Raw genomic sequence first — 25,317 nt, 5'->3', positions numbered from 1 at the left:
ACATGCTGCTGATGCGCGGTCGCCGTCTCCGGGACTACCGTGAGCGCTACCCCATTCCTCCCCCGGAGCGATGCCATGTTTCCCCCCATGCGCCATCTCGTTCGACTCGGCCACGCGATATCCGACTGGCCGGTCGCGTCCCAGCAGCAGGCCCGACGCAACGCCATGGTCGCCCTCACCGCCTGCGCGGACCGCCGTGCGGAACGCGAGGACGTGGCGTCGTACCTCGCCGAGAGAGCCACCCGGAGCGACCGCCCGGCAGCCGTCGCCACCCCTGGCCCCCGAGCCGCCGCCCGGGCCTGAGAGCGCGGGTCACCGGCGGGGTGTGCGGCACGGCACACCCAGGAAGCGGGAGCGCTCGGGCAGAATCTCGGCATGCCCACCTCCACCCCGGACACGACTGCGACGCCCGTGGTGTCGTTCCACGACATCCTGTCCGACGACGGCACCCACGTCCGGGCGTGGACCAACGACCCCGAGGGCGTGATCGACGGGCCGACCGTCGTCCTGTGCAACGGGCTCGGCACCAACGCCTACCTGTGGCCGGCTCTGCTCGACCCCGACTGCGGCGTCCGGGTCGTGTCGTGGAACCACCGCGGCGTGGGCGGCTCCGAGCGGCCGGCCGACAAGCGGCACGTCGAGATCGAGCACTTCGTCGAGGACGGCCTGTCCGTGATGGACCACTTCGGGATCGACCGCGCGGTGCTGATGGGCTGGTCGATGGGCGTGAACACCATGTTCGAGCTGGCGGTCCGGCACCCCGAGCGGGTGGCCGGCCTGTTCGCCGTCGCGGGCGTCCCCGGCGACACCTTCCGCACCATGCTGGCGCCGTTCCGGCTGCCCCACCCGGTGGCTCGCCTGATCACCATCGGCGCCTGCCGGCTCGGCAAGCTGACCGGGTGGGCGGTCAGCCCGATCACGACGCGGCTCCCGATCGGTCCACGCACGATCGCGCTGATCACGCACAGCGGGTTCATGTTCCCCGTCGCGGACCCCGAGCTCGCGGCGATCGGCATCGAGGAGTTCATCAAGACGCCGGTGCAGTGGTACGCCCACATCGCGCTCGGCACCTCGAAGCACGCCCGGGTCTCGCTGAGCGGCATCGAGGTGCCCACCCGGTTCGTGGCGGCGACGTACGACGTCCTCGCCGGCGCCCGCGACATGGCGCGCGCGGCCGACCGACTGCGTGACGCCGACTACTTCGAGCTGCGCGGATCGCACTTCATCCAGCTCGAGCAGCCGGACCGGGTCCACGACCTGCTGCTCGAGTTTCTGGAGAAGGTCGGGGTCAGGGCCGCTTGAGTAACCTCGGCGGCATGAGCGCCCGCCGTACGGCCGTTGCCCTGGTCGCCATGTCGGCGCTGCTCGCCGGCTGCGGCGAGGACGAACCGTCGGACGCCGACGACACCGAGACGCCCACCACCACCACCGGGTCGTCGACCGACAGCGAGACCGACAGGACGACGGAGCCGCCGGAGCCGTCGAGTGATCCGACCACCGGAGCGGGCGGCAAGCCCGAGGTGGTCGGCACCGTCGCCAGCGGCCTCTCGGTCCCCTGGGGGCTCGACTTCCTCCCGGACGGCCGGGCCGTGGTGACCGAGCGTGACACCGCTCGGGTGCTGGTGATCACCCCGGCGGAAGGTGCCGGCGAGGGTGAGGTGGTCGAGGTCGGCCGGATCCCGGAAACCGCCCCGCAGGGCGAGGCCGGGCTGCTCGGCGTTGCGGTCTCCCCCGACTTCGAGCGCGACCGCTCGCTGTACTTCTACGTCTGCACGGCGGAGGACAACCGGGTCGTCCGCGCCGAGCTCGACGGCGACCGGCTCGGGGACACCGAGCCGGTCCTGACCGGCATCCCCGGCGGGTTCATCCACGACGGCGGTCGGCTGGAGTTCGGGCCGGACGGCTTCCTCTACGTCTCCACCGGCGAGATCGGAGAGGACGACCTGGCCCGGGAGCGCACCGGGTACGCCGGGAAGATCCTGCGCATCACCCCGGCGGGTGAACCGGCGCCGGGCAACCCGTTCGGTGACGAGGTGTGGTCGTGGGGCCACCGCAACGTCCAGGGGCTGGCGTTCGACGAGGACGGACGCCTGTGGGCGAGCGAGTTCGGCTCGAGCAGCTTCGACGAGCTCAACCTGATCGAGGCCGGCGACGACTACGGCTGGCCCACGGTCGAGGGCACCGGTGGGGAGCCTGACTACCACGACCCAGCGGTCACCTGGCCGGTCGACGAGGCGTCGCCGTCCGGCCTCGCGTACCTCGACGGCGCGCTGTGGATGGCGGCGCTGCGGGGCGAGCGGCTCTGGCAGATCCCCGTCGACGGCGCGACGACCGGCGAGCCCACCCCCCACTTCGCCGGCGACTACGGACGGCTCCGCACCGTCGTCGTCGCCCCCGACGGCCGGCTCTGGCTGACCACGAGCAACGACGACGGGCGCGGCGACCCGGCTGCCGAGGACGACCGGATCCTGGTAGTCGAGCCCTAGGAGCGGACTCCTACAGATCGGTGAGCGGGTCCCGCGACTCGTGTGACTCGTGTGACTCGGACTTCGTGTTGTAGTCGGAGTCCTTGCGGCTGACGACCTCCCGCCGCTCCTCGGGCGAGAGCGCCTCGAGCGCCTCGCGCAACGCCGCGGGCTGTCCGGCCACCTCCGGCGCCTCGGGGATCGGGACCACGGTGTGCACCACGCGGTCGTCGTAGACGTGCACCGTGTTGAACGCCTGGTGGCCGTCGACGCCGGAGATCAGCCGGTCGACCGGCGCCGGGTCGGTCGTGTAGCAGTTCGCCGACGCCACCGAGACCGGGATGCCGGCGAACGTCGAGTGCGAGGTGTAGTGGAAGTGGCCGCCGAGGATCTGGCGCACGTCGCTGCCGTGGACCACGGCAGCGAGCCGGTCCTGGTCGAGCAGCTCGACGATCGCGGCCGGCTCGACGGTCGGCACCGGGATCGGCGGATGGTGCATCGCGAGGATCGTGCCGTGCTCGGCCGGCGTGGTGAGGACGTCGCGCAGCCAGTCGAGCTGGTCGTCGGTCAGTGCGCCGTGGTGGTACCCCGGCACGCTGGTGTCGAGCGCGACTATCCGCAGGCCCCCGAGGTCGTGCACCCGGTCCTGGGGCCCGTCGTCGTCGGAGTCGAAGAGGCCCCGGGCGTACGGCGCGCGCTCGTCGTGGTTGCCGATCACCCAGACGACCTCGGCGCCCATCGCCGCCGCGGCCGGCTCGACGAGCTCACGCAGACGGGCATAGGCCGCGGGTTGCGCCTTGTCCGCGAGGTCGCCGGTGAACACCAGTGCCTGCGGCACCGGGTCGAGCCGGCGCAGCCGCTCGAGGGCCAGCACCAGCCCGTCCTCCGGCACCACGGCGCCGTACTGCCTCACGCCGTGCGCGAGCAGGTGCACGTCGCTCAGGTGGGCGACGGTGAACCGCGGCGCGGGATACTGGCCGTACTGCACGAGCCAGACGCTAGGGCATGACTGGGAGCCCGCACCTAGCGCCGCTCGACCCGCGCCCGCCGCGCCGCTCGCCGCAGCGTGGTCAGTACGGCAGGCCCGAGCACCGCGATCGCGAGCGCGTTGGTGATCGCGCGACCGGTGTCCCAGCCGCCGGTCGAGGTCAGCAGGGTGTAGACGAGGAACCGGTGGAGGTTCTCGAGCAGCGGCGCTCCGGGGGCGTAGGACAGGTCGGTGGCGTCCTGGCCGGGCACCTGGATGCCGAGGATGAACGGCCAGCCCCACAGGTTCATCAGCAGTCCGTAGCCGTACGCCGCGAGGACGCCGTAGACCACCAGCATCACGATCTCCCAGCGCCCGGTCACCCGTCGCGGCAGCAGACCGGCGAACATCCCGACCCAGCCGGCGACCAGCATCTGGAACGGCAGCCACGGCCCGACGCCGGCCGTCATCAGCGCCGATGCGAAGAGCGAGGTGCAGCCGAGCACGAAACCGAAGCCGGGTCCGAAGACCCGTCCGCCGAGGATCAGCAGGAAGAACACCAGCTCCAACCCGGCCGTGCCGGCGCTGACGCCGCGCAGCACGGCGTTGACGGCAGTGAGGACGCCGAGGATGGCGAGCACCCGGGCGTCCATCCCGCCTTCGCTGATCTCGGCGAGCACCACGGCGAGGATCACCGGCAACATGCCGAGGAAGAGGAACGGCGGGTCCACGCGCTGGGTCGGGTCGGCCTCGAGCAGCAACGGCCAGCCGATCATCATCAGCCCGATCAGCGACGCCATGCCGAGGACGACCGCCGACCGCAGCCGGAGAGGGACGGCGACCCGCTGCCCCTCCTGGACGATCGCGTTCACGAGGGCACCTCCGCGTTGGTCGTCTCGTCCGAGGCGAGGGCGGCGGCCACCTCGTCGACCCGCAGCCAGCCCGGTCCGAGCACCTTCGTCACCTGGGGCGCGAACGCCGGCGACTCGGCGATCACCTCGCGGACGGGTCCGCTGGAGACGACCTCGCCCTCGGCGAGCACGACCACCTCGTCGGCGACCTGGGCGGCGAACTCGACGTCGTGGGTGGCGACCAGGATCGCGCGGCCGTCGGCCGCGAGACCACGCAGGATCTCGGCCAGCGCGTGCTTACCGGGGTAGTCCAGCCCTCGCGTCGGCTCGTCGAGCAGCAGCACCGGCGGACCCGCGGTGAGCACGATCGCCACCGCGAGGGCCAACCGCTGACCCTCCGACAGGTCGCGCGGATGACCGGTCGGGTCGATCCCCGGAGCGAGCCGCTCGAGGAGCGCGGCGCAGGTGCCGTCAGCAGCGGTCGCCGTCCGGTCGGCGGCCGAGCACTCCTCGGCCACCGTCTCCAGGTAGAGCAGGTCCGCGGGACTCTGGGGCACCATCCCGCTGAGCCGACGGCGCCCGTCGGACTTGAGCCGGTGCGGGTCGTCGCCGGACACCCGCACGCGGCCGCCGGCCGCGGCGTACCGGCCCTGGAGCGCCCACAGCAGCGTCGACTTGCCCGCCCCGTTGCGGCCCATCAGCGCGGTCACCGTGCCCGGCCGCAGGTCGAGGTCGACCTCCCGGAGCGCCGGCACCGGCCCGTGGGTCACGGTCGCCTTCCGCACCTCGGCGAGGCTGCTCTCCGGGCTCGGCCGCGGTGCGACGGTGGGCGGGGCGCCCAGCCTCGCCCGCAGGTCGGCAGTACGACGGCGCGCGTCCCGCACCGTGAGCGGGAGCGGCGACCAGCCGGCGAGCCGGCCGAGCTCGACGAGGGGCGGGGCGATCGGCGCGTCGACGAGGAGCTCCGCGGGGTCGCCTACGCGGACCCGACCGCCGGCTCCCAGGAGGCAGAGCCGGTCGGCGAACGGCACCACCCGTTCGAGCCGGTGCTCGGCGACCAGCACCGAGACCCCGAGGTCGTGCACCAGCCGGGTGAGCGTGGCGAGCACGTCCTCGGCGGCGGTCGGGTCGAGCGCGGAGGTCGGCTCGTCGAGCACCAGCAGCCGCGGGTGGGTGGTGAGCACGGAGCCGATGGCGACTCGCTGTTGCTGTCCGCCGGAAAGGGTGCGCAGGTCGCGGTGGCGCAGGTCGGCGATGCCGAGCAGGTCGAGGGTCTCCTCGACCCGGCGGCGCATGGTCGGGTCCGCGAGACCGAGCTGCTCCATCCCGAACGCCAGCTCCTCCTCGACGGTGTCGGTGACGAACCACGCGGGCGGGTTCTGGCCGACGTAACCGACCACGTGCGCGCGCTCCCGCGCCGGCCGGTCGAGCACGCTCTCGCCGTCGATCACGACGTCGCCGACCAGGGTGCCGCCCGTGAACGCCGGCACCAGGCCGGCGATGACGCCGAGCAGGGTCGACTTGCCGACCCCGGTCGGTCCGGCGAGCAGCACCAGCTCGCCGTGGTCGATCGCGAGGTCGACGTGCTCGAGGACCGGCCGATCGCCGTAGCCGAAGGTGACGTCGCGCAGCTCGAACACCTCAGACCACCACTCTTGCCGGCTCGTCGACAGGCTCCGGCAGGACGGGGGCGCGGTTCTGGGCGGTCAACGGCGGTGGTGCGACGAAGACGGGCGCGATCCCGACGAGGACCGCGACGACCGCCCCCGGGCTGAGCTCGGGTACGGCGAGCACCCCCGGGTGGGCCACCATCGGGTCGGCGCGCTGGACCAGCCAGAGCCCGGCACCGACGACGCCGCCGGACAGCGCGACGAGCACCTCCGCCGACCGCCAGCGCTGCGGCCGGTAGCGCGACCGCTGGACCCGGCGCCCGGCGAGCACGAAGCCCGCGAACGCCGCGGCCGTCCCCAGCGCCAGCATCGGCCATGCCAGCACCCGCGGGGCGGTCGAGTCGAGGAAGGCATAGACGCCGACGCAGATGCCGATCAGCCCGAGGATCATCACCGCTCCCGTGCCACGACGCTGACCGGCGGTCGCCGTACCGCTGCGGCCGTAGCCACGCGCGTCCATGCCGGCGGCGAGCGACAGGGACCGCTCGAACGCGTCCTCCAGGATCGGCACCAGGAGGCGCCGCACGCTCCGCATCCGACGACCCCGCCCCGGCTCACCGCCCCTCAGCTGCTGCGCAGCGCGCACCCGTCGGGCGCTGTCGGCCAGCTGCGGGATCACCGAGATCGCCACGACCATCGCCGTGCCGATCTCGTAGAGCGCCGGCGGCAGCGACTTCATCAGCCGTTTGGGGTTGGCCAGTGCGTTGCCCGCACCGACCGCGATCAGCAACGTCGCCAGCCGCAGTCCCTCGTAGACCGCCGCCAGCAGCTCCTCGCGGCTGAACGGGCCGAGCAGGTTGATGCCCGCCGCCCAGTCCGGCAACGGGATCTCCGGCAGGGAGAGCAGCACGTGACCGGCGTCGTTGCCGCCGACGAGCACCCGGAACAGCACCCGGACGACCAGCACCACGAGGCCGAGCCACAGGTAGAGCCGGAAGGACCGGGCCCACGGCTGGTCGCCGCGGCAGGTGAAGACGGTGATCGTGGTGACCGCCAGCAGCAGGCAGAGGAGGAAGGGATTGGTCGTGCAGGACGCTCCGACAGCGAGACCGACGGCCCAGCACCACCAGGCGACGGGATGGAGGTCTCGTGGGAGCCTCATCGCACCTGCCTCATCGCACCCGCCGCCGCGCCAGGGCAACGACGCCCGCCGCGCCGAGCACACCTGCCGCCAGCAGGCCCGCCAGCCACAGGGGGAAGTCGGAATCGTCGTCGGTCGTCTCTGGCTCGGCATCCGGGGCCGGCGCAGCGTCGATCGCGCCGGGCTCGGTGACCTCGACGTCGGGTGGGGTGGCATCGCCCTCGCCCTCGTGCCACGCGAAGCCGACGGACCCGCCGGCCGGGACCTCGAGGGACCCCACACCCAGGGTGGAGTAGACCCAGTCGCCGCCCGGCTCGGCCCACCACAGGCTCCAGTACGAGTCTCCGTCCGTGCACGGCCGGTCGGTCGGGAGGCCGTCGACCCTGCAGACGAAGTCCTGGAGCTGCGGTTGGTACTCCAAGGGGAAGCCCGCGTCGGGGAACAGGGCCGAGGCGGTGGCGGGATCGGCCGCACACACGGTCTGCGGCTCACCTCCGAGCTCGTTGGCGTCGACGACGACGACCACGCCAGCGTCGCACCCGGTCTCGCCGGCCTCCGCGAGGGCCGGGGACACCGGCACCGCTGCTGCCGTCGCGACCAGGAAGGTCACGACGGCAGCAGCACCGGCGCCTCGCGTCATCGGCTCAGGAGGTGGGGCACGCTGCGGGCTCCGCGCCGTCGGGTGTCGCCAGGAGCGCAGGCACGGCCTGCGCGGTGGCCAGCCGCCACTGGTAGGCGGTCTTCACGGTGATCCCCTTGGCGGCGGCCGCGGAGAGGGCGGCTTCGTCGTAGGCGATGGCACCGGCGGCGTCGGCGAGCAGGCCGCTGCAGTCCTCCGGCACCTGGTGGGCGAGCACCCACTCGGCGGCCGCCGCTGCCGCCTCGTCCTCACCGGCCAGCTGCAGCGCCCAGCCGGCGAGACCGGTGCTGTTGCTGTTGGTGGGCAGCTGGCTGCTGCCGACGTACGAGCCGTCCTCGGCCTGCTCCGAGACCAGCCAGGCGACGGCGGCGTCGAGGGCTGCGGCCAGCTCGGCTTCGTCCTCCGCCACGTCGTGGAGCAGGACGACGGCCAGCGCGGTCGCGTCCGTCGACGCCTCGCCGCCGGCCGCGTCACAGCTCTGGTCCTTCGCCCCCGGGGCGGAGAAGTCCTGTCGGAGGTAGCCGTCCTCGCACTGCTGGAGCAGCAGGAAGTCGCGTGCCGCAGCTGCCTCCGCGGAGTCGGCGTTGGTCAGTCCGCGCACGGCCCACGCCTGCCCGAACGAGTTGGCGTAGTCGCCGTACTCGCTGACGTCGCTGATCCGTCCTGCGGTCGTGCCGTCGTCGGCGGTCTGCTCCTCGAGCGCACCGACCACGTCGACGCCGCCGAAGTCTCTAGGGTCGGCGCCGGTGTCGGTCGCGTAGGAGGTGAGCTTGGCCAGCGAGCCGGCGTAGATCTCCTTGCCGGGGGTCGCGTACTCCTCGATGCCGGCCTCGAGGGCGGCGGTGATCTCGTCGAGCCCGGTGTTGTCGCTCTCGGCGAGCTCGACGTCGACCGCCATCAGGGCGTACGCCAGCTCGACGGTCGTGCTGTAGTCGTTGACCTGGTACTGGTCGTTGTAGAGGACTCCGTCGGTCAGCTGACCGTCGAGCCAGGCCGCGCCGGCGGTGGCCGACTCGGTCACCCGGCTGCTGGTGAGCGCTCCGGAGTCGGGCTCGCTCGAGCTCTCGTCCTCGTCGCCGCATGCGGCGAGGGAGGTCAGGACGGCGAGGCCGCCGACGCTGACGGCGAGGACCCGGCGGATGCGATGGACCGGGCGGTGATGCGTAGACATGGTTCCTTCCCGCTGCGACAACGGGAGGGGCGGGAACCGTCCGACCCGCTGCTTTCCACGACAGCGCTGGTGTCAGAACGCTCCGCGACAGGTGCTCCGGCTCGCCGTACTCCCGAGAGTGCGGCCTACGGTTGCGGGTCAGCGCCGGAATTCGACCGGCTTCCCCCACCACGGGCGTATTTGATTGGTGCTGGCAGCCTAGACCCGTGTGCGGACCTCCCGCGAATCCGTCCAGATGCGCCGTCGAATCGGGTGAGTTGACCGGGCGAGTCCGGCCTGTTCGACGGGCGAAGTCCCCCGATTCGACGGGCGAAGTCCCCCGATTCGCGGAAAAATCAGGTGAGCTTCTCGAGGATCAGCTCACGCACCCGTCCGGCATCGGCCTGACCGCGCATCTCCTTCATCACAGCGCCGATGAGGGCACCGGCAGCGGCGACCTTGCCGTCGCGGATCTTGTCGGCCACGTCGGGGTTGGCGGCGATGGCGTTGTCGACCGCGGCGGACAGGGCGCCGTCGTCGGATACGACCGCGAGGCCGCGCCGCTCGACGATCTGCTCGGGGGTGCCCTCGCCGGCGTACAGGCCTTCGAAGACGGACCTCGCGAGCTTGTCGTTGATGGTCTTCGCGTCGACCAGCCGCTGCACCGCGGCCACGTCGGCGGGAGTCACGCCCAGCGCGTCGATCGCGGCGTCGGTGTCGTTGGCGCGACGCGCGAGCTCACCGAGCCACCACTTCCTCGCCGCCTGGGGGGACGCGCCCGCGGCAACGGTCTCCTCGACCAGGAGGAGAGCTCCGGCACCGACGGTGTCGCGCATGTCGAGGTCGGAGAACCCCCACTCCGCCTGCAGCCGGGCCCGCTTCGCGGTGGGGTTCTCCGGCAGCGTCCCCCGCAGCTCCTCGACCCACTCCCGCGTCGGGGCGACCGGCACCAGGTCGGGCTCGGGGAAGTAGCGGTAGTCCTCGGCGTCGGACTTCTCCCGGCCCGACGTCGTGACGCCGGTGTCCTCGTGCCAGTGCCGGGTCTCCTGGAGGATCCGCTCGCCCCCGTCGAGGACCGCGGCGTGCCGGGACATCTCGTAGCGCACGGCACGCTCGACGGAGCGCAGCGAGTTGACGTTCTTGGTCTCCGTGCGGGTGCCGAGAACGCCGGACCCCTTCGGAGCGAGCGACAGATTGACGTCCGCGCGGATCGAGCCCTGCTCCATCCGGGCGTCCGAGACCCCGAGCGCGATGATCAGGTCGCGGAGCTGGGCGACGTACGCCCGCGCCACGTCGGGCGCCTTCGCTCCCGCACCGGTGATCGGCTTGGTGACGATCTCGATGAGGGGGATGCCGGCCCGGTTGTAGTCGACGAGCGAGTAGTCGGCGCCGTGGATCCGACCGGTCGCGCCACCGACGTGCAGCGACTTGCCGGTGTCCTCCTCCATGTGCGCGCGCTCGATCTCGACGCGGAAGGTCTCCCCGTCGACGTCGACATCCATGAAGCCCTCGAAGCAGATCGGCTCGTCGTACTGCGAGGTCTGGAAGTTCTTCGGCATGTCCGGGTAGAAGTAGTTCTTCCGGGCGAACCGGCACCACTCCGCGATCTCGCAGTTGAGTGCCAGCCCGATCCGGATCGCCGACTCGACGGCCTTGCCGTTGACGACCGGCATCGAGCCGGGGAGGCCGAGGCAGGTCGGGCAGACCTGGGTGTTCGGCGCGGCGCCGAACTCCGTCGGACAGCCGCAGAACATCTTGGTCAGCGTGTTGAGCTCGACGTGGACCTCGAGGCCGAGCGCCGGGTCGTACGACGCGAGCACGTCGTCGAACGGCACCAGCGTGCCCTGATGATCGGTCATCGGGTCTCCTCCAGGGCCGGCGCGCGGTCGAGCAGCGGCCCGCCCCACTCGGCGGTCAGCAACGCCTCGAGCGCGGCGCCGACGCGGTAGCACCGGTCGTCGGCCAGGGCCGGGGCGAGGATCTGGAACCCGACCGGCAGCCCGTCCTCCTCGGCGAGCCCGGCCGGCACCGAGATGCCCGGAGTGCCGGCGAGGTTGGCAGGGATCGTGGCGAGGTCGTTGAGGTACATCGCCAGCGGGTCGTCGAGCTTCTCCCCCAGCTCGAACGCCGTCGTCGGCGCGGTCGGCGAGACGAGGACGTCGACCCGCTCGAACGCCGCCTCGAAGTCGCGGCTGATCAGCGTGCGCACCTTCTGCGCCTGGCCGTAGTAGGCGTCGTAGTAGCCGCTCGAGAGCGCGTAGGTGCCGAGGATGATCCGGCGCTTCACCTCGTCGCCGAAGCCGGCGTCGCGGGTGGCCCTCATGACGTCTTCAGCGCTGGGGTTGCCATCGGGTACGACGCGCAGGCCGTAGCGCATGGCGTCGAACTTGGCGAGGTTGGAGGAGCATTCCGCCGGGAGGATCAGGTAGTACGTCGCGAGCGCGTGCACGAAGCTCGGGCAGGAGACCTCGACCACCTCGGCGCCGGCCTTGACCAGCAGGTCGACCGACTCCTGGAAGCGGGCCATCACGCCGGGCTGCCAGCCCTCACCCGACATCTCGGAGACCACGCCGATCCGGACGCCGGTCAGGTCTCCGGTCGCACCCTGCCGGGCTGCGTCGACGAGAGAGGGCAGCGGCTGGTCGACCGAGGTCGAGTCGAGCGGGTCGTGCCCGCCGATCAGCTCCTGCAGCAACGCGGCGTCGAGCACGGTCCGGGTGACTGGTCCTGCCTGGTCGAGGCTGTTGGCGAGCGCGATCAGGCCGTACCGCGACACCGCGCCGTACGTCGGCTTCACGCCGACCGTGCCGGTCACCGCGCCGGGCTGCCGGATCGAGCCGCCGGTGTCGGTGCCGATCGCGAACGGCGCCTCGAAGGACGCGACGGCGGCTGCCGAGCCGCCGCCCGAACCACCCGGGATCCGGGTCTGGTCCCACGGGTTGCGGGTCGGGCCGTAGGCCGAGTGCTCGGTGGAGCTGCCCATGGCGAACTCGTCCATGTTGGTCTTGCCGAGGATCGGCAGGCCGGCCGCCTTGAGCCTGCGCACGACCGTCGCGTCGTACGGCGGGACCCAGCCTTCAAGGATCTTCGACCCACAGGTGGTCGGCAGACCCTTCGTGGTGAGCACGTCCTTGACCGCGATCGGCACCCCGTCGAGCGGGTGGAGCGGGGTGCCGCCGGCGCGCCGCTCGTCGGACGCTGCCGCCTGGGCGAGCGCGCCCTCGGTGTCGACGTGGAGGAAGGCGTGGATGCCGGAGGTCGCGTCACCGTCCACGGCTGCGATCCGGTCGAGGTGGGCCCGCGTCAGCTCGACCGAGGTCACCTCGCCCGCGGCGAGCGCTTCGGCCAGCTCGGCGGCTGTCCTCCGGGTCCAGTCGTTGCTCACTGCTCGTCCCCCAGGATCCGCGGCACCGAGAACCGGCCGTTCTCGCTCGCCGGGGCGCCCGCCAGTGCTTCCTCGGCGGTGAGGCCGGGCACCACGACGTCCTCGCGGAACACGTTGGCCAGCGGGATCGGGTGCGAGGTCGGCGGTACGTCGTCGCCGGCGACCCCACGGATCGACGCGACCGACTCGAGGATCACTGCGAGCTGCGGGGCCAGGTGGTCCAGTTCGGCCTCGTCGAGGTCGATCCGCGCGAGGTCGGCCAGGCGCGCCACCTCGTCACGGGAGATTGCTTCGACAGGCTCAGCAGGGCGATCAGGCATGAGGGACATCCTATGGTTGGGATTGGGTACACAGATGTCGGGCTCGGGACCGAAGGAGACACCCATGAACCTGCGCGCCAGCCTGCTGCGCACCAAGACCGTCGAGCAGTCGATCGCAGAGACCGACGAGCCGGAGCACAAGCTCAAGAAGGACCTCGGCGTCATCGACCTGATCGTGTTCGGCATCGGGGTGATCATCGGGGCCGGCATCTTCGTGATCACCGGCACGGTGGCGAAGACCAACGCCGGTCCCGCGATCACGATCTCGTTCGCGATCGCGGGCCTGGCTTGCGCTCTCGCCGCGCTCTGCTACGCCGAGTTCGCGTCGACGGTGCCGGTCGCCGGGAGCGCCTACACCTTCAGTTACGCGACCTTCGGCGAGCTGATCGCCTGGATCATCGGCTGGGACCTGGTGCTGGAGTTCACGATCGGCGCGGCCGCCCTCGCGACCAGCTTCTCCGGCTATTTCCAGGAGGTCGTGGAGGGCACTCCGTTCGAGGTTCCGGCTCAGGTCGGGTCAGCGGCGGGCGGCACCGTCGACCTGCCCGCCGTGCTGATCGCGTTGCTGGTGACGGGCGTGCTGATCGCCGGCATCAAGTTCTCGAGCCGGCTCAACCAGGTCATCGTCGCGGTCAAGCTGCTCGTGATCGCCGCCGTCATCCTGTTCGGCGTCTCCCACATCGACTTCGACAACTACTCCCCCTTCGTCCCCGAGTCCAAGCCTGCCCCGGACACCGAGGCCGGTTTCATGGACACCACGCTGATCAGCAGCCTCTTCGGCCTCGACCCGGCCGTCTACGGCATCGCCGGCGTCATCTCGGGCGCCTCGATCGTGTTCTTCGCGTTCATCGGCTTCGACATCCTGGCGACGACCGCCGAGGAGGCCCGCAACCCACAGCGCGACGTGCCCCGCGGCATCCTCGGCTCGCTGGCGATCGTCACGCTCCTCTACATCGCGGTCAGCCTGGTGATCACCGGCATGCAGAACTACTCCGACATCGGGGCCAAGGACGCCGCCCCGCTGGCCACCGCGTTCGACTCGGTCGGCATGGACTGGATGGGACGGCTGATCGCGATCGGCGCCTGCATCGGCCTGATCGTCGTCGTGATGATCCTGATGCTGGGCCAGACGCGGGTGGGCTTCGCGATGGCGCGCGACGGCCTGCTGCCGCCCGTCCTGGCCAAGGTGCACCCGACGTTCCGCACGCCGTGGGTGATCACCGCGATCACCGGTGTCGCGGTCGCGATCATCGGCGGCCTGGTCGATCTCGAGACGCTGGTCCACCTGGTCAGCATCGGCACTCTCTTCGCCTTCGTGCTGGTCAGCCTCGGCGTGGTGGTGCTGCGTCGTACCCGACCCGACCTGCCGCGGTCGTTCCGGACGCCGGCCGTCTACGTCGTGGCGGCCGCGTCGGCGCTTCTATGCCTCTACCTGATGCTCAACCTCACCGGCGGCACCTGGGTGCGGTTCCTGGTGTGGATGGCCATCGGCATCGTGGTCTACGCCTTCTACGGCCGCACCCACAGCCGGCTCGGACGTCGCCAAGCCGCGGAGAGCGAGACTCACGAGGTTGCGTGACCGTCCGCAGGTCGCGTGACCGCACGCAAGTGTCGCCCTGCGTGCGCTGGAGCCGCACCTACTGCCGCTGGCCGGGTGCAAGGGTCACTGCTGACTCTTGGCGTGGTAAGAAGCGATCGTGTCTGGCGATCGTTACGACGAGCTGATGGCTCGGCGCGCTGCCTTGGAGGGCGAGGTTCAGCGACGGTTCCGGGCGCACCGCGAGAATGCACTTCAGGACGTCCCACTGCTCAGCCAGGGACGTCCGACCACCGCGGCGGCACGGACGAGAGGGATCCACCTGGCGGCGGACGGCTCGCTGCACGCGACGCTGGAGTTCACAGACATCCACGGCGTGACCTCGACGGTAACGATGCACGCGACGCCTGGCGGCGAGGTTGAGGAGATCGCGGCGATCGAGCCAGAAGTCGCCGCTTCTGGTCCGCATCAGGCCGGGGACGAGTCCGAAGAGCGTCTCGGCATCGTGACCGACCTCGCCCGCGAGCACTTACCTGAGGAGGCCGCGCAAGCGTTTCTTGCCTTGCTTCGACCCGCCCTCCGCCTTGAACATGCAGGCGAGAGCGATCCCGTGATCGCCCAGCTCGGTGGCTTGCCGACTCTGCCGGTCAACTCCTGGCCGGTGTGGGTAGGACACGGGCCCCTGAGCCACGTCCTCAGCTTCGATTGCGAACCCGTCTCGCAGCTCCTCCCCGAGCTCGGTCTACCGGCCACCGGGAGGCTCGCGTTCTTCTACTTCGACGGCACCTACGACAACTACGCGAGCACCGTGTTTGCCGGCGATCCTTCGAGCAGTCCCGGGTTCCGGGTACTGCACCTGCACCCGGAGGAGAGCTCACCAGCCGCCATCACCAACGCGGCAACTCCACCGCCGCCGGGTCTGCGACCGTTCAACCCAATAGCGCTCACGGCGGTGAGGACGGTGACATGGCCGTCCCGGGAGACACCGACAGCGGAAGCAGTCTGGACCAGAGCCGGGCTGAACGGCCCACGAGGCGGCGTGTCAGCAGCTCCGGTGGAGGCCCTGTACGCGGCCCTGTGGGAACTGCCGGGCGGCGGATACGACACTCACCAGATCGGTGGACATGCGTGCCCACAACAGGGGCCGGTAGAGCTCGAGGTTGAGCAGCTGCGTCGTGGGATCGCAGGTGAGCCATTCGTTTGGGCCGACCCCGACGTCCAGTCGACGGCCTCCGAATGGCAGCTGCTTCTGCAGGTCGCAACTGATGACGAGGTCGATCCTGACCTGATGTGGGGCGACGTCGGACAGCTCTACTACCTCGTCCGCGACATCCAACGCCCTCAAGACGCGCTGTTCACCTGGCAGTGCGGCTGACCGCAAGTCGCTAACGACCTCCACCGGGCAGGGAAGCAACGGACCTCACGCGGGCGGACCGTCCGAGGCCCGCGCGGACAGAACGCCGTCGAGGCGAACCCCCCGACCATGCTGCGAACGGGTCCCCAAGGTCCGGTGGGACGCCGTCCAACCTCTTCGAGGTGCCGTCGCATCTGACAAGGTGACCGACGAGGAGAGGGTGAGTGGATGACGCGACCACCGACCGATGAGGAGTTCGCCGAGCTCGTGCATGCGTGCTGGGCGAGCCTCTACCGCACGGCCTACCTGATGCTCGGCGACCCAGCCGAGGCGGAGGACCTCGTGCAGACGGCGCTGGCCAAGACCTACGCGAATTGGCGGAAGGTGCGCAGCGTCGAGGCCGCGCCCGGCTACGCACGGACCACGCTGGTCAACACCGCGGCCTCCTGGTTCCGCAAGAAGGGCTGGCGCAACGAGCGTCCGACCGAGGTGCTCCCCGAGACCGCGCACACCTCACGTCTCGAGACCGACCTGAGCGACCGGCGGACCGTGATCGACGCGCTCGGCACCCTACCGCCACGGCAGCGTGCGGTCGTCGTACTGCGTTACTACGAGGACCTCAGCGTCGCCCAGGTGGCGCACGCCCTCGCGATCACAGAAGGCACCGTGAAGTCCCAGACCTCGGAAGCGCTGTCCAAGCTTCGAGCACTGCTCGGCGACAGCGTCATCCCGGCAGGAGCGAACAATGACTGAACGACTCAAGCAGCTGCTGGACAGCGAGGCCCACGACCTCGCCGTCCCGCCGCCGCCCACCGATTCCGTGCTGCGGCAGGGACGCAGCTTCCGCCGCCGCAACCGGATGACGGCGGCCGGCGCCGGCCTGGCGGCCGCCCTCGTGGTCGGTGGCTCCGTCGTCGCGCTCACTGCTGGGGACGACACCGACCAGGGCGCCAACGACGCCGCCGCACAGCCCGTCGGCGGGAACGCCGTCTTCTCCTACGGCAACCAGGTGTTCTACGACGGTCCCGGCCACCAGGCGGAGATCGATGACAAGGCCGTGAAGTCGATGTTCTACACCTCCGCCGGCGTGGTGGTCCGCCACGGCAACAACCCGAACAGCGACGGCGGGGGACCCCAGCGTTTCTCGCTGATTACGCCCGCCGGGGAGGTGCAGCGGCTCGACCTCGTGACCGAGGAGACCGTCCACGCGAGCGATGTCGACCAGCCGTACATCGCCTACGGGGAGGCGGTGGACGGCGAGCTCCAGGTGGTGGTGTACGACGTCACCGCGAACGCGGAGGAGGCGCGCGTGACGGTGGGGCCGACGTCGGAGGGCTGGTTCCCGGTCTCGATCGATGGCGACACCGTCTACGTCCAGAACGGCTACGAGAACGCCATCTCCGAGGTCGACTGGAAGGCCGGCACAGTCCGCCCGTCCGAGAGCCCGAGCGCGTGGGAGGTCGCCGACGGAAGGGTCTCTACCGAGGTCGGTGGTCACCCGACGCTGGTCGACGCGTCGACCGGCGACGTGCTCCTCAGCGTCAACAAGGCGGGCTACCTCGACTTGTCACCGGACGGCCGCTACGCGCAGCTGGTGGACGAGGAAGGCGAGATGTTCGAGGCGGGCCCCGCGAGCGAGATGGAGTTCGAGGTGTTCGACGTCGCGACCGGCTCGTCGGTGACACTGTCCGGCCCGGCATTCGACTGGGGGTGGACGGCGGATGGCGACATGTTCAACGTCGGCGAGGACGAGATCGTCACCTGCGACTCCGCGACCGGCGACTGCACGTCGGAGCCGTTCAACAAGCCGCCCGCGGCAGATGCCGAAGACCTGAAGGTCGGCGGTCGGCTCTACGAGTCCTGACCGGCGTCTCGCGCAAGGAGGCCTGCTAACGGAGGTGCTGGCGCAGGTAGCGCCCGGTGCGCTCCATCGAGGCGAAGAACTGGGGGCCGAAGGCGTGGCCCTCGCCGGGATACTCGGCGAGGGTCACGTCTACCCCGTCCCGCTCCATCAGCCGAGCGGTCTCACGACTCCACCGCAGCGGGCAGGTGTCGTCGAGGGTCCCGTGGTGGATCAGCACCGGCTCGGTGATCTGGTCGAAGTAGGTGCGGGCGCTGATGCCGTCCCAGAACTCCGGGTTGTCGCGCGGCAGTCCGTAGAGCCGGTCGATCGCGCCGACGATGTCCTGCCGGCCGGGGTCGTGAGCGATCCAGCGTTCGTAGTTGTCGACCGCGTCGGAGCTGACCGGCGCCCAGACCACGCCGGCGTCGACGAGGCCGGGCTGAGCGACGAGCACGTTGTAGACGACACCGCCGCCCATCGACCGGCCGCCGACGGCCATCCGCTCGTCGTCGACCGGACCGTCCCACGCGCGGAGGGCGAGCACGGCGTTGATGACGTCCTCCGTGTAGCCCATCCGGAGGTCCGCCTCCCCGATGCGGGTGTCGTCGGACCCCGCGTGGTTGCGGTAGTCCACGTGCAGTGCGATGTAGCCCTGGTTGGCGAACCACTCGCGCTCGCGGGTCATCCCCTGGCCGTTCACGTAGTAGGCCGGGTCGATGTAGCCGTGGGCGAGCACGATCGCCGGGAACGGCCCGTCTCCTTCGGGGATGGCGATCCGCCCGGAGAGGGTCAGCCCGCTGCCCCGGTAGGTGACCTCGTACTGGCGCTGGGTCGAGGTCGAGTAGACCTCGGTGCCGAGGCGGAGCCGCGCGCCGTCGTACTCCTTGGCGCTGAGGGCGGGCAGGGACACCGGGTGCGGGGGCTCGGTCGGCTCCGTCGGTTGCTCCGTGGGCTCCGTCGCCGCATCGGACGGCGCGGCCGTTGTCGCCTCGTCACTGGCCTCCGGTGCCGGCGCTGGGTTCGGGCTGGCGTCCGACGGCTCGGAGCCGGGATCGGTGCACCCGCCCAGCACGAACACGCAGCACGCCGCCGCGGCCAGGAGACGCTTCATCCCTCCAGTCTGCAACCCGGCAGAAAAAGTTCGGGAAGGCTGTCGATTTCGCTGGGTGCGCGGCGACGAAGGGGTGCAGGATCCACTCCACGAGGAAAGGAACTCGAGATGAAGTACGTGTTGATGTTCACCCACGACCCCGCCCAGCTCGCCGGCGTGAGCGAGGAGGAGACCCAGGCGGTCTACGGCAAGGTCTACGCCTGGTTCCAGGAGAACGGCGCGGTGTTCGCTGACACCGGCGCGGAGCTGCAGTCGATCGAGACCGCGACCACCGTGAAGCACGGTGGCGTCGTCGTCGATGGTCCGTTCAACGAGGCGAAGGAGGTCGTCGGCGGGTTCAGCGTGATCGACGTACCCGACATGGACGCCGCGATCGCGCTGGTCAAGACCTGGCCGCAGCTGACGTTGCCCGGTGTCGCCGTCGAGATCCGGCCGATGGTCGAGGACTACAGCCAGTTCGAATGACCACCGCGTGACGACCAGCGACGGGCTGCTGGCGGCCACGATCCGCGATGAGTCGGGCCGCCTGGTCACCGCCCTCTACCGCCGCTTCGGCGACTTCGATGTCGCCGAGGAGGCGGTGCAGGGCGCCGTGGTCGAAGCGCTCACCCAGTGGCGGCGCGACGGTACGCCGCGCCGACCCGGCGCCTGGCTCATGACGGCGGCCCAGCGCAACGCGCTCGACCTGCTGCGGGCGCGCGGTCGCCAGGCGCGCGCGACCGAGCGACTTGCCGGTCCTCCAGGCGACGCGCCGCCGTTCGCCGGAGGCGCCCTCCACGACGCGGACGACCGGCTGCCGTTGCTCTTCGCCTGCTGCCACCCGGCGCTGGCGCCCGACGCCCGCCTGGCGCTGACCCTGCGGGCCGTCATCGGTCTCACGACACCCCAGATCGCTCGCGCGTTCCTCGTCAACGAGCAGACGCTCGCGCAGCGGATCGTCCGGGCCAAGCGCAAGATCGTTGCCGCGCGTATCGAGCTCAAGGTGCCCGACGACCTCGACGAGCGGCTCGCCGACGTGCTCGCGGTCGTCTACCTCGCCTACAACGAAGCGTTCGTCTCCTCCACGGGGAGCACCCATGACCGCGACCTCGGTGCCGACGCGGCCTGGCTCTCCGAGCTCGTCGCCCGCAGCCTGCCCGAGCGCGCCGAGGCGTGGGGCCTGGCCGCCCTGCTGCGGATCCAGCACGGTCGCGCCGCCGCCCGGTTCACGGCCACCGGCGACCTGGTGCTGCTCCGCGACCAGGACCGCTCGCTCTGGGACGGAACCGCGATCAAGCGCGCCGGCGAGCACCTCGAACGCGCGGCGTCGCTGCGCTCGCCAGGTCGCTACCAGCTGCAGGCCGCGATCGCGATGTGTCACGCGGAGGCGCCTTCGTGGGAGGGGACCGACTGGCTGCAGATCGTCACCCTCTACGGGGTCCTCATCCGCGAAGACCCGTCTCCGGTCGTCCGCCTCAACGGTGCGATCGCGCTGGCCCAACTCGGTCCCCGACAGGCCGCCGTCGCCCTCGCCGACCTCGACACCCTCGAGCCCCAGTTGGCCGGCTACCACCTCTGGCACGCCGCTCGCGCCGAGCTGCTCCGGTTGAACGGCCGTGACGATGGCGCCGAAGCGGCCGATCGCCGCGCGCTCGAGCTCACCAGCAACGACGCCGAGCGCCGGCTGATCCAGACCCGGCTGCGTCGGCATCCGCTCACGGACGGCTCGTGACAGCCGTCAGCCGACGACCGTCCGCATGACGGTGTTGCCCTTGCCCTTGGTCCGGACGAACGTGAACCCGGCTCGCTCGTAGACCGCTCGGGTGCCGTTGTAGAGGAACGACGAGGACTTCCGCTTCTGCCCCGCGGTGTCGTGGGGATAGCCCTCCACGACGCCGCCCCCGGCGGTCGCGATCAGGTCGAGCGCACCCTGCAGGGCCACCGAGACGAGGCCGCGGCGCCGGTAGTCGCGGTCGACGAAGATGCAGGTGATCCGGTAGTCGGGCGGCGGATCGCCGACGGCGTCGTACTGCTTGCGGTGGTGGATGTTGGGCAGCTCGTCGGGACTGCCGAACTCGGCCCATCCGACGGCCGCGTCGCCGTCGAAGACCAGCGCGGCGTGGGTCTGCCCCGCGCGGACGAGCCGCTCCTTCGCCGCGCGGTTGCCCTCGTAGCTCTCCCCCAGCCCCTCACACATCCCCTGGTGGAAATAGGTGCACCAGCAGCCGCCGAAGATGCCGTTGTGCTTGACAACCAGCGCAGCGAACGCCTCCCAGGTGGAGGGGTCCAGCGGGCGGATCTCCCAGTCGCTCATCCGTGCCTCCGTCTCGGTCAGCCTTGCGGCCCGCGCTCCAGCAGCGCCTTGAAGCCGTCCTCGTCGAGCATGGGTACGCCGAGCTGCTCGGCCTTGTCTGCCTTGGAGCCGGCATTGTCACCGATGACGACGTAGTCGGTGTTCTTCGACACCGAACCGGCCGCCTTGCCGCCCCGGGCGATGATCGCCTCCTTCGCCGAGTCCCGACTGAAATCCTGGAGCGACCCGGTGACGACCACGGTCAGTCCCTCGAGGGTGCGGGCGATCGACGCGTCGCGCTCGTCGGCCATGGCGACGCCGGCGGCGGCCCACTTGTCGACGATCTCGACGTGCCAGTCGACGCCGAACCACTCGATGACCGCCTCGGCGATGGTCGGACCCACCCCCTCTGCCGCCGCGAGTTTCTGCTCGCTCGCCGAGCGGATGGCGTCCATCGACTCGAACTCGGTGGCCAGCGCCCGGGCGGCGGTCGGCCCGACGTGGCGGATCGAGAGCGCGACCAGCACCCGCCACAGCGGCACCTTCTTGCGCGCCTGCAGGTTGTTGAGGAGGCCCTCGCCGTTGGCGCTGAGCTGCGGCCCCTCCTCGCCCTTCTTCGGCGCCCGGGTGAAGAGCGGCGTCCGCAACAGCTTGTCGCGGTCCAGCGAGAACACGTCACCCTCGTTGGCGACCACGCCGGCCTCGACGAGGGCGTAGGCCGCCTCGGACCCGAGGCCCTCGATGTCGAAGGCGCCCCGGCTGGCCACGTGGTAGACCCGCTCGTAGACCTGGGCCCGGCACAGGCGCGAGTTCGGGCAGCGGAGGTCCTTGTCGCCCTCCTTCTGCTCGGCCAGTGAAGTGCCGCACGAGGGGCACTCGGTCGGCATCACCCACTCCGGCAGGTCGTCGGGCCGCAGCGCCAGCACCGGCCCGAGGATCTCGGGGATCACGTCGCCGGCCTTGCGCAGGATCACCGTGTCGCCGGGGCGGACGTCCTTGCGCTTCACCTCGTAGGCGTTGTGCAGGGTCGCCCGCTCGACGGTGGAGCCGGCGACCTTGGTGGGCTCCATGACGCCGTACGGCGTGACCCGCCCGGTGCGCCCGACGTTGACCCGGATCTCGAGCAGCTTGGTGTTGACCTCCTCGGGCGGGTACTTGAACGCGATCGCCCATCGCGGAGCCCGACTGGTGGACCCGAGCCGCCGCTGGAGCGCGACGTCGTCGACCTTGATCACCACGCCGTCGATCTCGTGCTCGGTGACGTCGTGGCGGTGCTCGCCGAAGTGGGTGATGAACTGCTTGACCTCGTCGAGCGTCGCCAGCACGCGCACCCGATCGCTGGTCGGCAGGCCCCACGCACGCAGTGCCGCGTAGGCCTCGGACTGTGCGCTCGGCTCGAACCCCTTGCGGGCGCCGATCCCGTGGCACACCATGCCGAGGTCACGGCTCGCGGTGACCCGCGGGTCCTTCTGCCGCAGCGATCCGGCCGCCGAGTTGCGCGGGTTGGCGAACATCGGCTTGCCGGCCTCGACCAACGACTCGTTGAGCTTGTCGAAGGCGGTGATCGACAGGAAGACCTCGCCGCGCGCCTCGAGCAGGTCGGGCACGGGGTAGTCGTCGCTCTCCTCGAGCCGGTCGGGGATGTCGGCGATGGTCCGGACGTTGGGCGTGACGTCCTCGCCGGTGCGCCCGTCGCCGCGGGTGAGCGCGCGCACCAGGCGGCCCTTCTCGTAGAGCAGGTTGATCGCGAGCCCGTCGACCTTGAGCTCGCACAGCAGTGCCGCATCGCCGGCGCCGTCACGGGCCAGCCGCTTGTACCAGGACTCGAGCTCGTCGAAGGAGAACGCGTTGTCGAGGCTCTCCATCCGCTGCAGGTGGTCGACCGCGGTGAACTCGGTCGAGAAGGTGCCGCCGACCTTCTGGGTCGGGCTGTCCGGGGTCTGCAGCTCCGGGTACTCCTCCTCCAGCTCGTTGATCCGGCGCCACTTGAGGTCGTACTCCGCGTCGGACAGCGTCGGCTGGTCCAGCACGAAGTACCGCCAGCGCGCGTCCTCGATCCCCTGCGCCAGCTGCTGGTGCTCGTCGCGGATCTCAGCGGACGGGGTTCGTACGGCGGGCACCGAGTCGCTCATGGGCACATCTTGCCGGTTCGGGCCGACAGCGCGCGCCGACACCGGCTGTCACAACCGCCGCTCGGCCGGTGTCTGGAGAGTGATCGCGAAATATTCCCGGAAAATGACTTGCGTGAAACGAAACCGTTCCGTACTGTCCTACGAAACGAAACCGTACCGTTCCATCTGCGAGGTGCCCGATGTCCCCCACTGAAGCCGCCCAGGCCGCCGACGCCCAGTCGCGTCCGCGCGTCGAAGGCGAACGTGAGCAGGAGGTGCTCGACGCGACGATCGACATCCTTGCCGAGGTGGGCTACGACCGGCTCACCATGGACGCCGTAGCCGCACGGGCCAAGGCGTCGAAGGCGACCCTCTACCGGCGCTGGAACGGCAAGGCCCAGCTGGTGATCGACGCGCTCACCTCCCAGAAGGAGCCGATGACCGCACCGGACACCGGCTCTCTCCGCGGTGACCTGCTCGGCGCGTTCTGCGGCATGGGCGGCCTGACCGACAGCCGCCAGATCGCGATCCTCGGCAGCGTGATCACCGCCATGACTCGTGACGCGGAGTTCGCCGCGGCGTTCCGCCGCGACTTCATCGGGCCCAAGAAGGCGATCTCGACCGAGATGTTCCGTCGCGCCCAGGAGCGCGGCGAGCTCAAGGACGGCCTCGACCTCGAGCTGGTCGCCGCTGCCCTGCCCGGCATCGTCCTGCACCGCACCTTCTTGCTCGGCGACCCGCCGACCGACGAGCTGATCGCCAAGGTGGTCGACCAGCTGATCCTCCCGGCCGTGACCCGCGGCTGACCCACACCCACACCCACACAACAAGGAAACCAACAAGATGACCCACACCGACTCGGTCGGTGCCGAGGGGACGATCTCCCCGGAAGCGCCGCTGGAGCAGGAGAAGGCGAAGGTCCCGCACGCGGGTCTCGCCCTCGTGCTCATCCTCATCGCCCAGCTGATGGTCGTGCTCGACGCGACCATCGCCAACATCGCACTGCCCTACATCGGGGCCGACCTCGACATCTCCCAGGCCAACCTGACCTGGATCGTCACCGGCTACTCCCTCGCGTTCGGCGGCCTGCTGCTGCTCGGCGGTCGGCTCGGCGACCTCTACGGCCGGCGGCGCCTGTTCATGATCGGTCTCACCGTCTTCGCGGTCGCCTCGCTGCTCGGTGGCCTCGCGACCAACGAGGCGCTCCTGCTGGCGTCGCGCGGCCTTCAGGGCGTGGGCGCGGCGCTCGCCGCTCCTGCTGCGCTGGCGCTGATCACCACCACGTTCCCCGCCGGCCCGGAGCGCAACCGCGCGATGGCGGCGTACGCCACCATGTCCGGGATCGGGGCGGCGATCGGCCTGATCCTCGGTGGCTGGCTCACCGGCCTCGACCAGCCGCTCGGTGTCGACGGCTGGCGGCTGACCTTCCTCATCAACGTCCCGATCGGCCTGCTCGCTGCCTTCGCCGCTCCGCGATTCCTCAAGGAGTCCGAGAAGCACACCGGCTGGCTCGACGTCCCCGGCGCCATCACCGGCACCCTCGGCCTGCTCGGCATCGTGTTCGGTCTGTCCCGGGCGGGTGAGGCGGCCTACGGCTGGGACCACACGCAGACGATCGGGTCACTGGTCGCCGGCGCCGTGCTGCTGATCGCGTTCGTCGTCATCGAGTCGCGGGTCGACCACCCGCTGCTGCCGATGCGGATCTTCGCCAACCGCACCCGCGCCACCAGCTTCGTGGCGATGATGATCGCCCCCGCCGCGATGTTCGCGATGTTCTTCTACCTGAGCCTGTTCATCCAGCAGATCATGGGCTTCAGCCCGCTCGAGGCCGGCTTCGCGTTCCTGCCGTTCTCGTTCGGCATCGTGATCGGCGCGGCCCTGGCGTCGAACCTCGCAGGCCGGGTCGACCCGCGTTACCTCGCGGGCACCGGCACGCTCCTCGCCGCCATCGCGCTGTTCATGTTCTCCAGGATCTCCATCGACGACTCCCCGGCAGGCGTGTTCGACGCGCTCGCCAACGGCGGCGCCGACGTCAGCTACTGGGCGGACATCTTCCCGTACGTCTCGCTGATGGCCGTCGGCATGGGCCTGGTGTTCGTGCCGCTGACCCTCACCGCGGTGCACCACGTGAAGACGGAGGACTCGGGGATCGGCTCGGGCGTCCTCAACACGATGCAGCAGGTCGGCGGTGCCCTCGGGCTCGCCACCCTCAGCACGGTCGCCCTGCACTACGTCAACAGCCGGTACGACGAGGTCGCGGGGCCGATCTCCGCGGCAGCGAACGATCCCAAGCTGATCGAGCCGGCGATCTTCGCGGCCACCTTCCCTTCGGGCGCAACCCATGCGTTCCTGGTGGGCTCGGCCATGATGCTGGCCGCTTCGGCCATCATCTGGATCTTCCTCGACGTCAAGCACACCGAGCTGGCGACGGACGGTCCCGAAGGCGTGCACGTGGGCTGACCCCCCGCGACCACGCTCCGGCGGCCCGCACCCCAGACCAGGGGTGCGGGCCGTCATACGTCTTCCGGTGGGTTGCTACCCGGCTCCCGGGGTACCGCTC

Annotated in this window: 23 protein-coding genes and 1 riboswitch; of the genes, 11 read left to right on the top strand and 12 right to left on the bottom strand. The window is 70.7% G+C overall.

Going from position 1 to position 25,317, the window contains the following annotated elements; genetic code table 11:
- Positions 1-87: 87 nt before the first annotated feature.
- The 3 genes from SHK19_RS06785 to SHK19_RS06775 all read left to right on the top strand — a co-directional run bounded on the left by SHK19_RS06785 (position 88) and on the right by SHK19_RS06775 (position 2,486).
- A complete protein-coding gene (locus tag SHK19_RS06785) occupies positions 88-303 on the top strand; it encodes a hypothetical protein (RefSeq protein WP_322457814.1) in 216 nt (71 codons plus the stop codon).
- A gap of 72 nt (positions 304-375) precedes the next feature.
- On the top strand, positions 376-1,302 hold the full coding sequence (locus SHK19_RS06780) for an alpha/beta fold hydrolase (RefSeq protein ID WP_322938198.1): 927 nt from the start codon (positions 376-378) through the stop codon (positions 1,300-1,302).
- 14 nt (positions 1,303-1,316) lie between these two features.
- Positions 1,317-2,486, top strand: a complete 1,170-nt coding sequence (locus SHK19_RS06775) for a PQQ-dependent sugar dehydrogenase (protein ID WP_322938197.1) — start codon at positions 1,317-1,319, stop codon at positions 2,484-2,486.
- Between the two features lie 10 nt (positions 2,487-2,496).
- Here the strand turns inward: SHK19_RS06775 and SHK19_RS06770 are convergent, their stop codons facing one another.
- The 9 genes from SHK19_RS06770 to gatC form a co-directional block, all read right to left on the bottom strand.
- Positions 2,497-3,453: a metallophosphoesterase gene (locus SHK19_RS06770; protein WP_322938196.1), complete on the bottom strand. Its 957-nt coding sequence runs from the start codon at positions 3,451-3,453 to the stop codon at positions 2,497-2,499.
- Positions 3,454-3,488: 35 nt separating this feature from the next.
- Entirely contained in the window at positions 3,489-4,304 is an 816-nt protein-coding gene (locus tag SHK19_RS06765; RefSeq protein ID WP_322457810.1) for an ECF transporter S component, read from the bottom strand.
- Complete coding sequence (locus SHK19_RS06760) at positions 4,301-5,923, bottom strand: ABC transporter ATP-binding protein (protein ID WP_322938195.1); 1,623 nt, start codon at positions 5,921-5,923, stop codon at positions 4,301-4,303. Before SHK19_RS06760 ends, SHK19_RS06765 begins: the two co-directional genes overlap by 4 nt.
- A 1-nt stretch (position 5,924) precedes the next feature.
- On the bottom strand, positions 5,925-7,055 hold the full coding sequence (locus tag SHK19_RS06755) for an energy-coupling factor transporter transmembrane component T (RefSeq protein ID WP_322457808.1): 1,131 nt from the start codon (positions 7,053-7,055) through the stop codon (positions 5,925-5,927).
- 10 nt (positions 7,056-7,065) lie between these two features.
- Positions 7,066-7,674, bottom strand: a complete 609-nt coding sequence (locus SHK19_RS06750; RefSeq protein ID WP_322938194.1) for a hypothetical protein — start codon at positions 7,672-7,674, stop codon at positions 7,066-7,068.
- Positions 7,675-7,678: 4 nt separating this feature from the next.
- Complete coding sequence (locus SHK19_RS06745) at positions 7,679-8,845, bottom strand: hypothetical protein (protein ID WP_322938193.1); 1,167 nt, start codon at positions 8,843-8,845, stop codon at positions 7,679-7,681.
- Between the two features lie 69 nt (positions 8,846-8,914).
- Positions 8,915-9,033: riboswitch (cobalamin riboswitch) on the bottom strand.
- 147 nt (positions 9,034-9,180) lie between these two features.
- Positions 9,181-10,683, bottom strand: coding sequence for an Asp-tRNA(Asn)/Glu-tRNA(Gln) amidotransferase subunit GatB (gene gatB / locus SHK19_RS06740; RefSeq protein WP_322457805.1), 1,503 nt, complete (start codon positions 10,681-10,683; stop codon positions 9,181-9,183).
- Positions 10,680-12,209: an Asp-tRNA(Asn)/Glu-tRNA(Gln) amidotransferase subunit GatA gene (gatA, locus tag SHK19_RS06735; protein WP_322938192.1), complete on the bottom strand. Its 1,530-nt coding sequence runs from the start codon at positions 12,207-12,209 to the stop codon at positions 10,680-10,682. Before gatA ends, gatB begins: the two co-directional genes overlap by 4 nt.
- Positions 12,206-12,529, bottom strand: a complete 324-nt coding sequence (gene gatC, locus SHK19_RS06730; protein ID WP_322938191.1) for an Asp-tRNA(Asn)/Glu-tRNA(Gln) amidotransferase subunit GatC — start codon at positions 12,527-12,529, stop codon at positions 12,206-12,208. Before gatC ends, gatA begins: the two co-directional genes overlap by 4 nt.
- A 64-nt stretch (positions 12,530-12,593) precedes the next feature.
- On the opposite strand from gatC, the gene SHK19_RS06725 reads away from it, so the two are divergent.
- The 4 genes from SHK19_RS06725 to SHK19_RS06710 all read left to right on the top strand — a co-directional run bounded on the left by SHK19_RS06725 (position 12,594) and on the right by SHK19_RS06710 (position 17,284).
- The gene (locus SHK19_RS06725) at positions 12,594-14,108 is read left to right on the top strand and encodes an amino acid permease (protein WP_322938190.1); all 1,515 of its coding nucleotides are present in this window, start codon (positions 12,594-12,596) and stop codon (positions 14,106-14,108) included.
- Between the two features lie 118 nt (positions 14,109-14,226).
- A complete protein-coding gene (locus SHK19_RS06720; protein ID WP_322938189.1) occupies positions 14,227-15,441 on the top strand; it encodes a YwqG family protein in 1,215 nt (404 codons plus the stop codon).
- Positions 15,442-15,648: 207 nt separating this feature from the next.
- A complete protein-coding gene (locus SHK19_RS06715; protein WP_322938188.1) occupies positions 15,649-16,173 on the top strand; it encodes a SigE family RNA polymerase sigma factor in 525 nt (174 codons plus the stop codon).
- A complete protein-coding gene (locus SHK19_RS06710) occupies positions 16,166-17,284 on the top strand; it encodes a hypothetical protein (protein WP_322457799.1) in 1,119 nt (372 codons plus the stop codon). Before SHK19_RS06715 ends, SHK19_RS06710 begins: the two co-directional genes overlap by 8 nt.
- A 25-nt stretch (positions 17,285-17,309) precedes the next feature.
- On the opposite strand, the gene SHK19_RS06705 is transcribed toward SHK19_RS06710, so the two are convergent.
- Positions 17,310-18,374: an alpha/beta hydrolase family protein gene (locus tag SHK19_RS06705; protein ID WP_322457798.1), complete on the bottom strand. Its 1,065-nt coding sequence runs from the start codon at positions 18,372-18,374 to the stop codon at positions 17,310-17,312.
- 108 nt (positions 18,375-18,482) lie between these two features.
- Here SHK19_RS06705 and SHK19_RS06700 point away from each other — a divergent pair, with 108 nt between their 5' ends.
- Positions 18,483-18,839 (top strand): YciI family protein, encoded by a 357-nt coding sequence (locus tag SHK19_RS06700; protein WP_322457797.1) that lies wholly within the window; start codon positions 18,483-18,485, stop codon positions 18,837-18,839.
- Positions 18,840-18,846: 7 nt separating this feature from the next.
- Entirely contained in the window at positions 18,847-20,085 is a 1,239-nt protein-coding gene (locus SHK19_RS06695; protein WP_322938187.1) for an RNA polymerase sigma factor, read from the top strand.
- A 6-nt stretch (positions 20,086-20,091) separates the two neighbouring features.
- Here the strand turns inward: SHK19_RS06695 and SHK19_RS06690 are convergent, their stop codons facing one another.
- Both SHK19_RS06690 and ligA read right to left on the bottom strand, forming a co-directional pair.
- Positions 20,092-20,667, bottom strand: a complete 576-nt coding sequence (locus tag SHK19_RS06690) for a GNAT family N-acetyltransferase (protein WP_322457795.1) — start codon at positions 20,665-20,667, stop codon at positions 20,092-20,094.
- Positions 20,668-20,684: 17 nt separating this feature from the next.
- Positions 20,685-22,778 carry an NAD-dependent DNA ligase LigA gene (ligA, locus tag SHK19_RS06685; RefSeq protein ID WP_322938186.1) on the bottom strand — a complete coding sequence of 698 codons (2,094 nt, stop codon included), beginning with the start codon at positions 22,776-22,778 and terminating at the stop codon, positions 20,685-20,687.
- A gap of 179 nt (positions 22,779-22,957) precedes the next feature.
- On the opposite strand from ligA, the gene SHK19_RS06680 reads away from it, so the two are divergent.
- The gene (locus SHK19_RS06680) at positions 22,958-23,563 is read left to right on the top strand and encodes a TetR/AcrR family transcriptional regulator (protein ID WP_322457793.1); all 606 of its coding nucleotides are present in this window, start codon (positions 22,958-22,960) and stop codon (positions 23,561-23,563) included.
- 37 nt (positions 23,564-23,600) lie between these two features.
- Positions 23,601-25,217: an MFS transporter gene (locus SHK19_RS06675; RefSeq protein ID WP_322457792.1), complete on the top strand. Its 1,617-nt coding sequence runs from the start codon at positions 23,601-23,603 to the stop codon at positions 25,215-25,217.
- Positions 25,218-25,317 lie beyond the last annotated feature (100 nt).

It is taken from the genome of Nocardioides bizhenqiangii, assembly GCF_034661235.1.
Classification (GTDB): domain Bacteria; phylum Actinomycetota; class Actinomycetes; order Propionibacteriales; family Nocardioidaceae; genus Nocardioides; species Nocardioides bizhenqiangii.
The sequence above is the reverse complement of the archived record's forward strand: the minus strand, read 5'-3'. Positions and strand labels throughout refer to the sequence as shown.

Excerpts from the sequence above, each read along its gene's own strand:
- SHK19_RS06690 (WP_322457795.1), bottom strand. The coding sequence starts at position 20,667 with ATGAGCGACTGGGAGATCCGCCCGCTGGACCCCTCCACCTGGGAGGCG.
- gatC (WP_322938191.1), bottom strand. The coding sequence starts at position 12,529 with ATGCCTGATCGCCCTGCTGAGCCTGTCGAAGCAATCTCCCGTGACGAG.
- SHK19_RS06705 (WP_322457798.1), bottom strand. The coding sequence starts at position 18,374 with ATGAAGCGTCTCCTGGCCGCGGCGGCGTGCTGCGTGTTCGTGCTGGGC.
- SHK19_RS06710 (WP_322457799.1), top strand. The coding sequence starts at position 16,166 with ATGACTGAACGACTCAAGCAGCTGCTGGACAGCGAGGCCCACGACCTC.
- SHK19_RS06700 (WP_322457797.1), top strand. The coding sequence starts at position 18,483 with ATGAAGTACGTGTTGATGTTCACCCACGACCCCGCCCAGCTCGCCGGC.
- SHK19_RS06785 (WP_322457814.1), top strand. The coding sequence starts at position 88 with ATGCGCCATCTCGTTCGACTCGGCCACGCGATATCCGACTGGCCGGTC.
- gatB (WP_322457805.1), bottom strand. The coding sequence starts at position 10,683 with ATGACCGATCATCAGGGCACGCTGGTGCCGTTCGACGACGTGCTCGCG.
- SHK19_RS06680 (WP_322457793.1), top strand. The coding sequence starts at position 22,958 with ATGTCCCCCACTGAAGCCGCCCAGGCCGCCGACGCCCAGTCGCGTCCG.
- SHK19_RS06745 (WP_322938193.1), bottom strand. The coding sequence starts at position 8,845 with ATGTCTACGCATCACCGCCCGGTCCATCGCATCCGCCGGGTCCTCGCC.
- ligA (WP_322938186.1), bottom strand. The coding sequence starts at position 22,778 with ATGAGCGACTCGGTGCCCGCCGTACGAACCCCGTCCGCTGAGATCCGC.
- SHK19_RS06780 (WP_322938198.1), top strand. The coding sequence starts at position 376 with ATGCCCACCTCCACCCCGGACACGACTGCGACGCCCGTGGTGTCGTTC.
- SHK19_RS06775 (WP_322938197.1), top strand. The coding sequence starts at position 1,317 with ATGAGCGCCCGCCGTACGGCCGTTGCCCTGGTCGCCATGTCGGCGCTG.
- SHK19_RS06750 (WP_322938194.1), bottom strand. The coding sequence starts at position 7,674 with ATGACGCGAGGCGCCGGTGCTGCTGCCGTCGTGACCTTCCTGGTCGCG.
- SHK19_RS06715 (WP_322938188.1), top strand. The coding sequence starts at position 15,649 with ATGACGCGACCACCGACCGATGAGGAGTTCGCCGAGCTCGTGCATGCG.
- SHK19_RS06725 (WP_322938190.1), top strand. The coding sequence starts at position 12,594 with ATGAACCTGCGCGCCAGCCTGCTGCGCACCAAGACCGTCGAGCAGTCG.
- SHK19_RS06675 (WP_322457792.1), top strand. The coding sequence starts at position 23,601 with ATGACCCACACCGACTCGGTCGGTGCCGAGGGGACGATCTCCCCGGAA.
- SHK19_RS06755 (WP_322457808.1), bottom strand. The coding sequence starts at position 7,055 with ATGAGGCTCCCACGAGACCTCCATCCCGTCGCCTGGTGGTGCTGGGCC.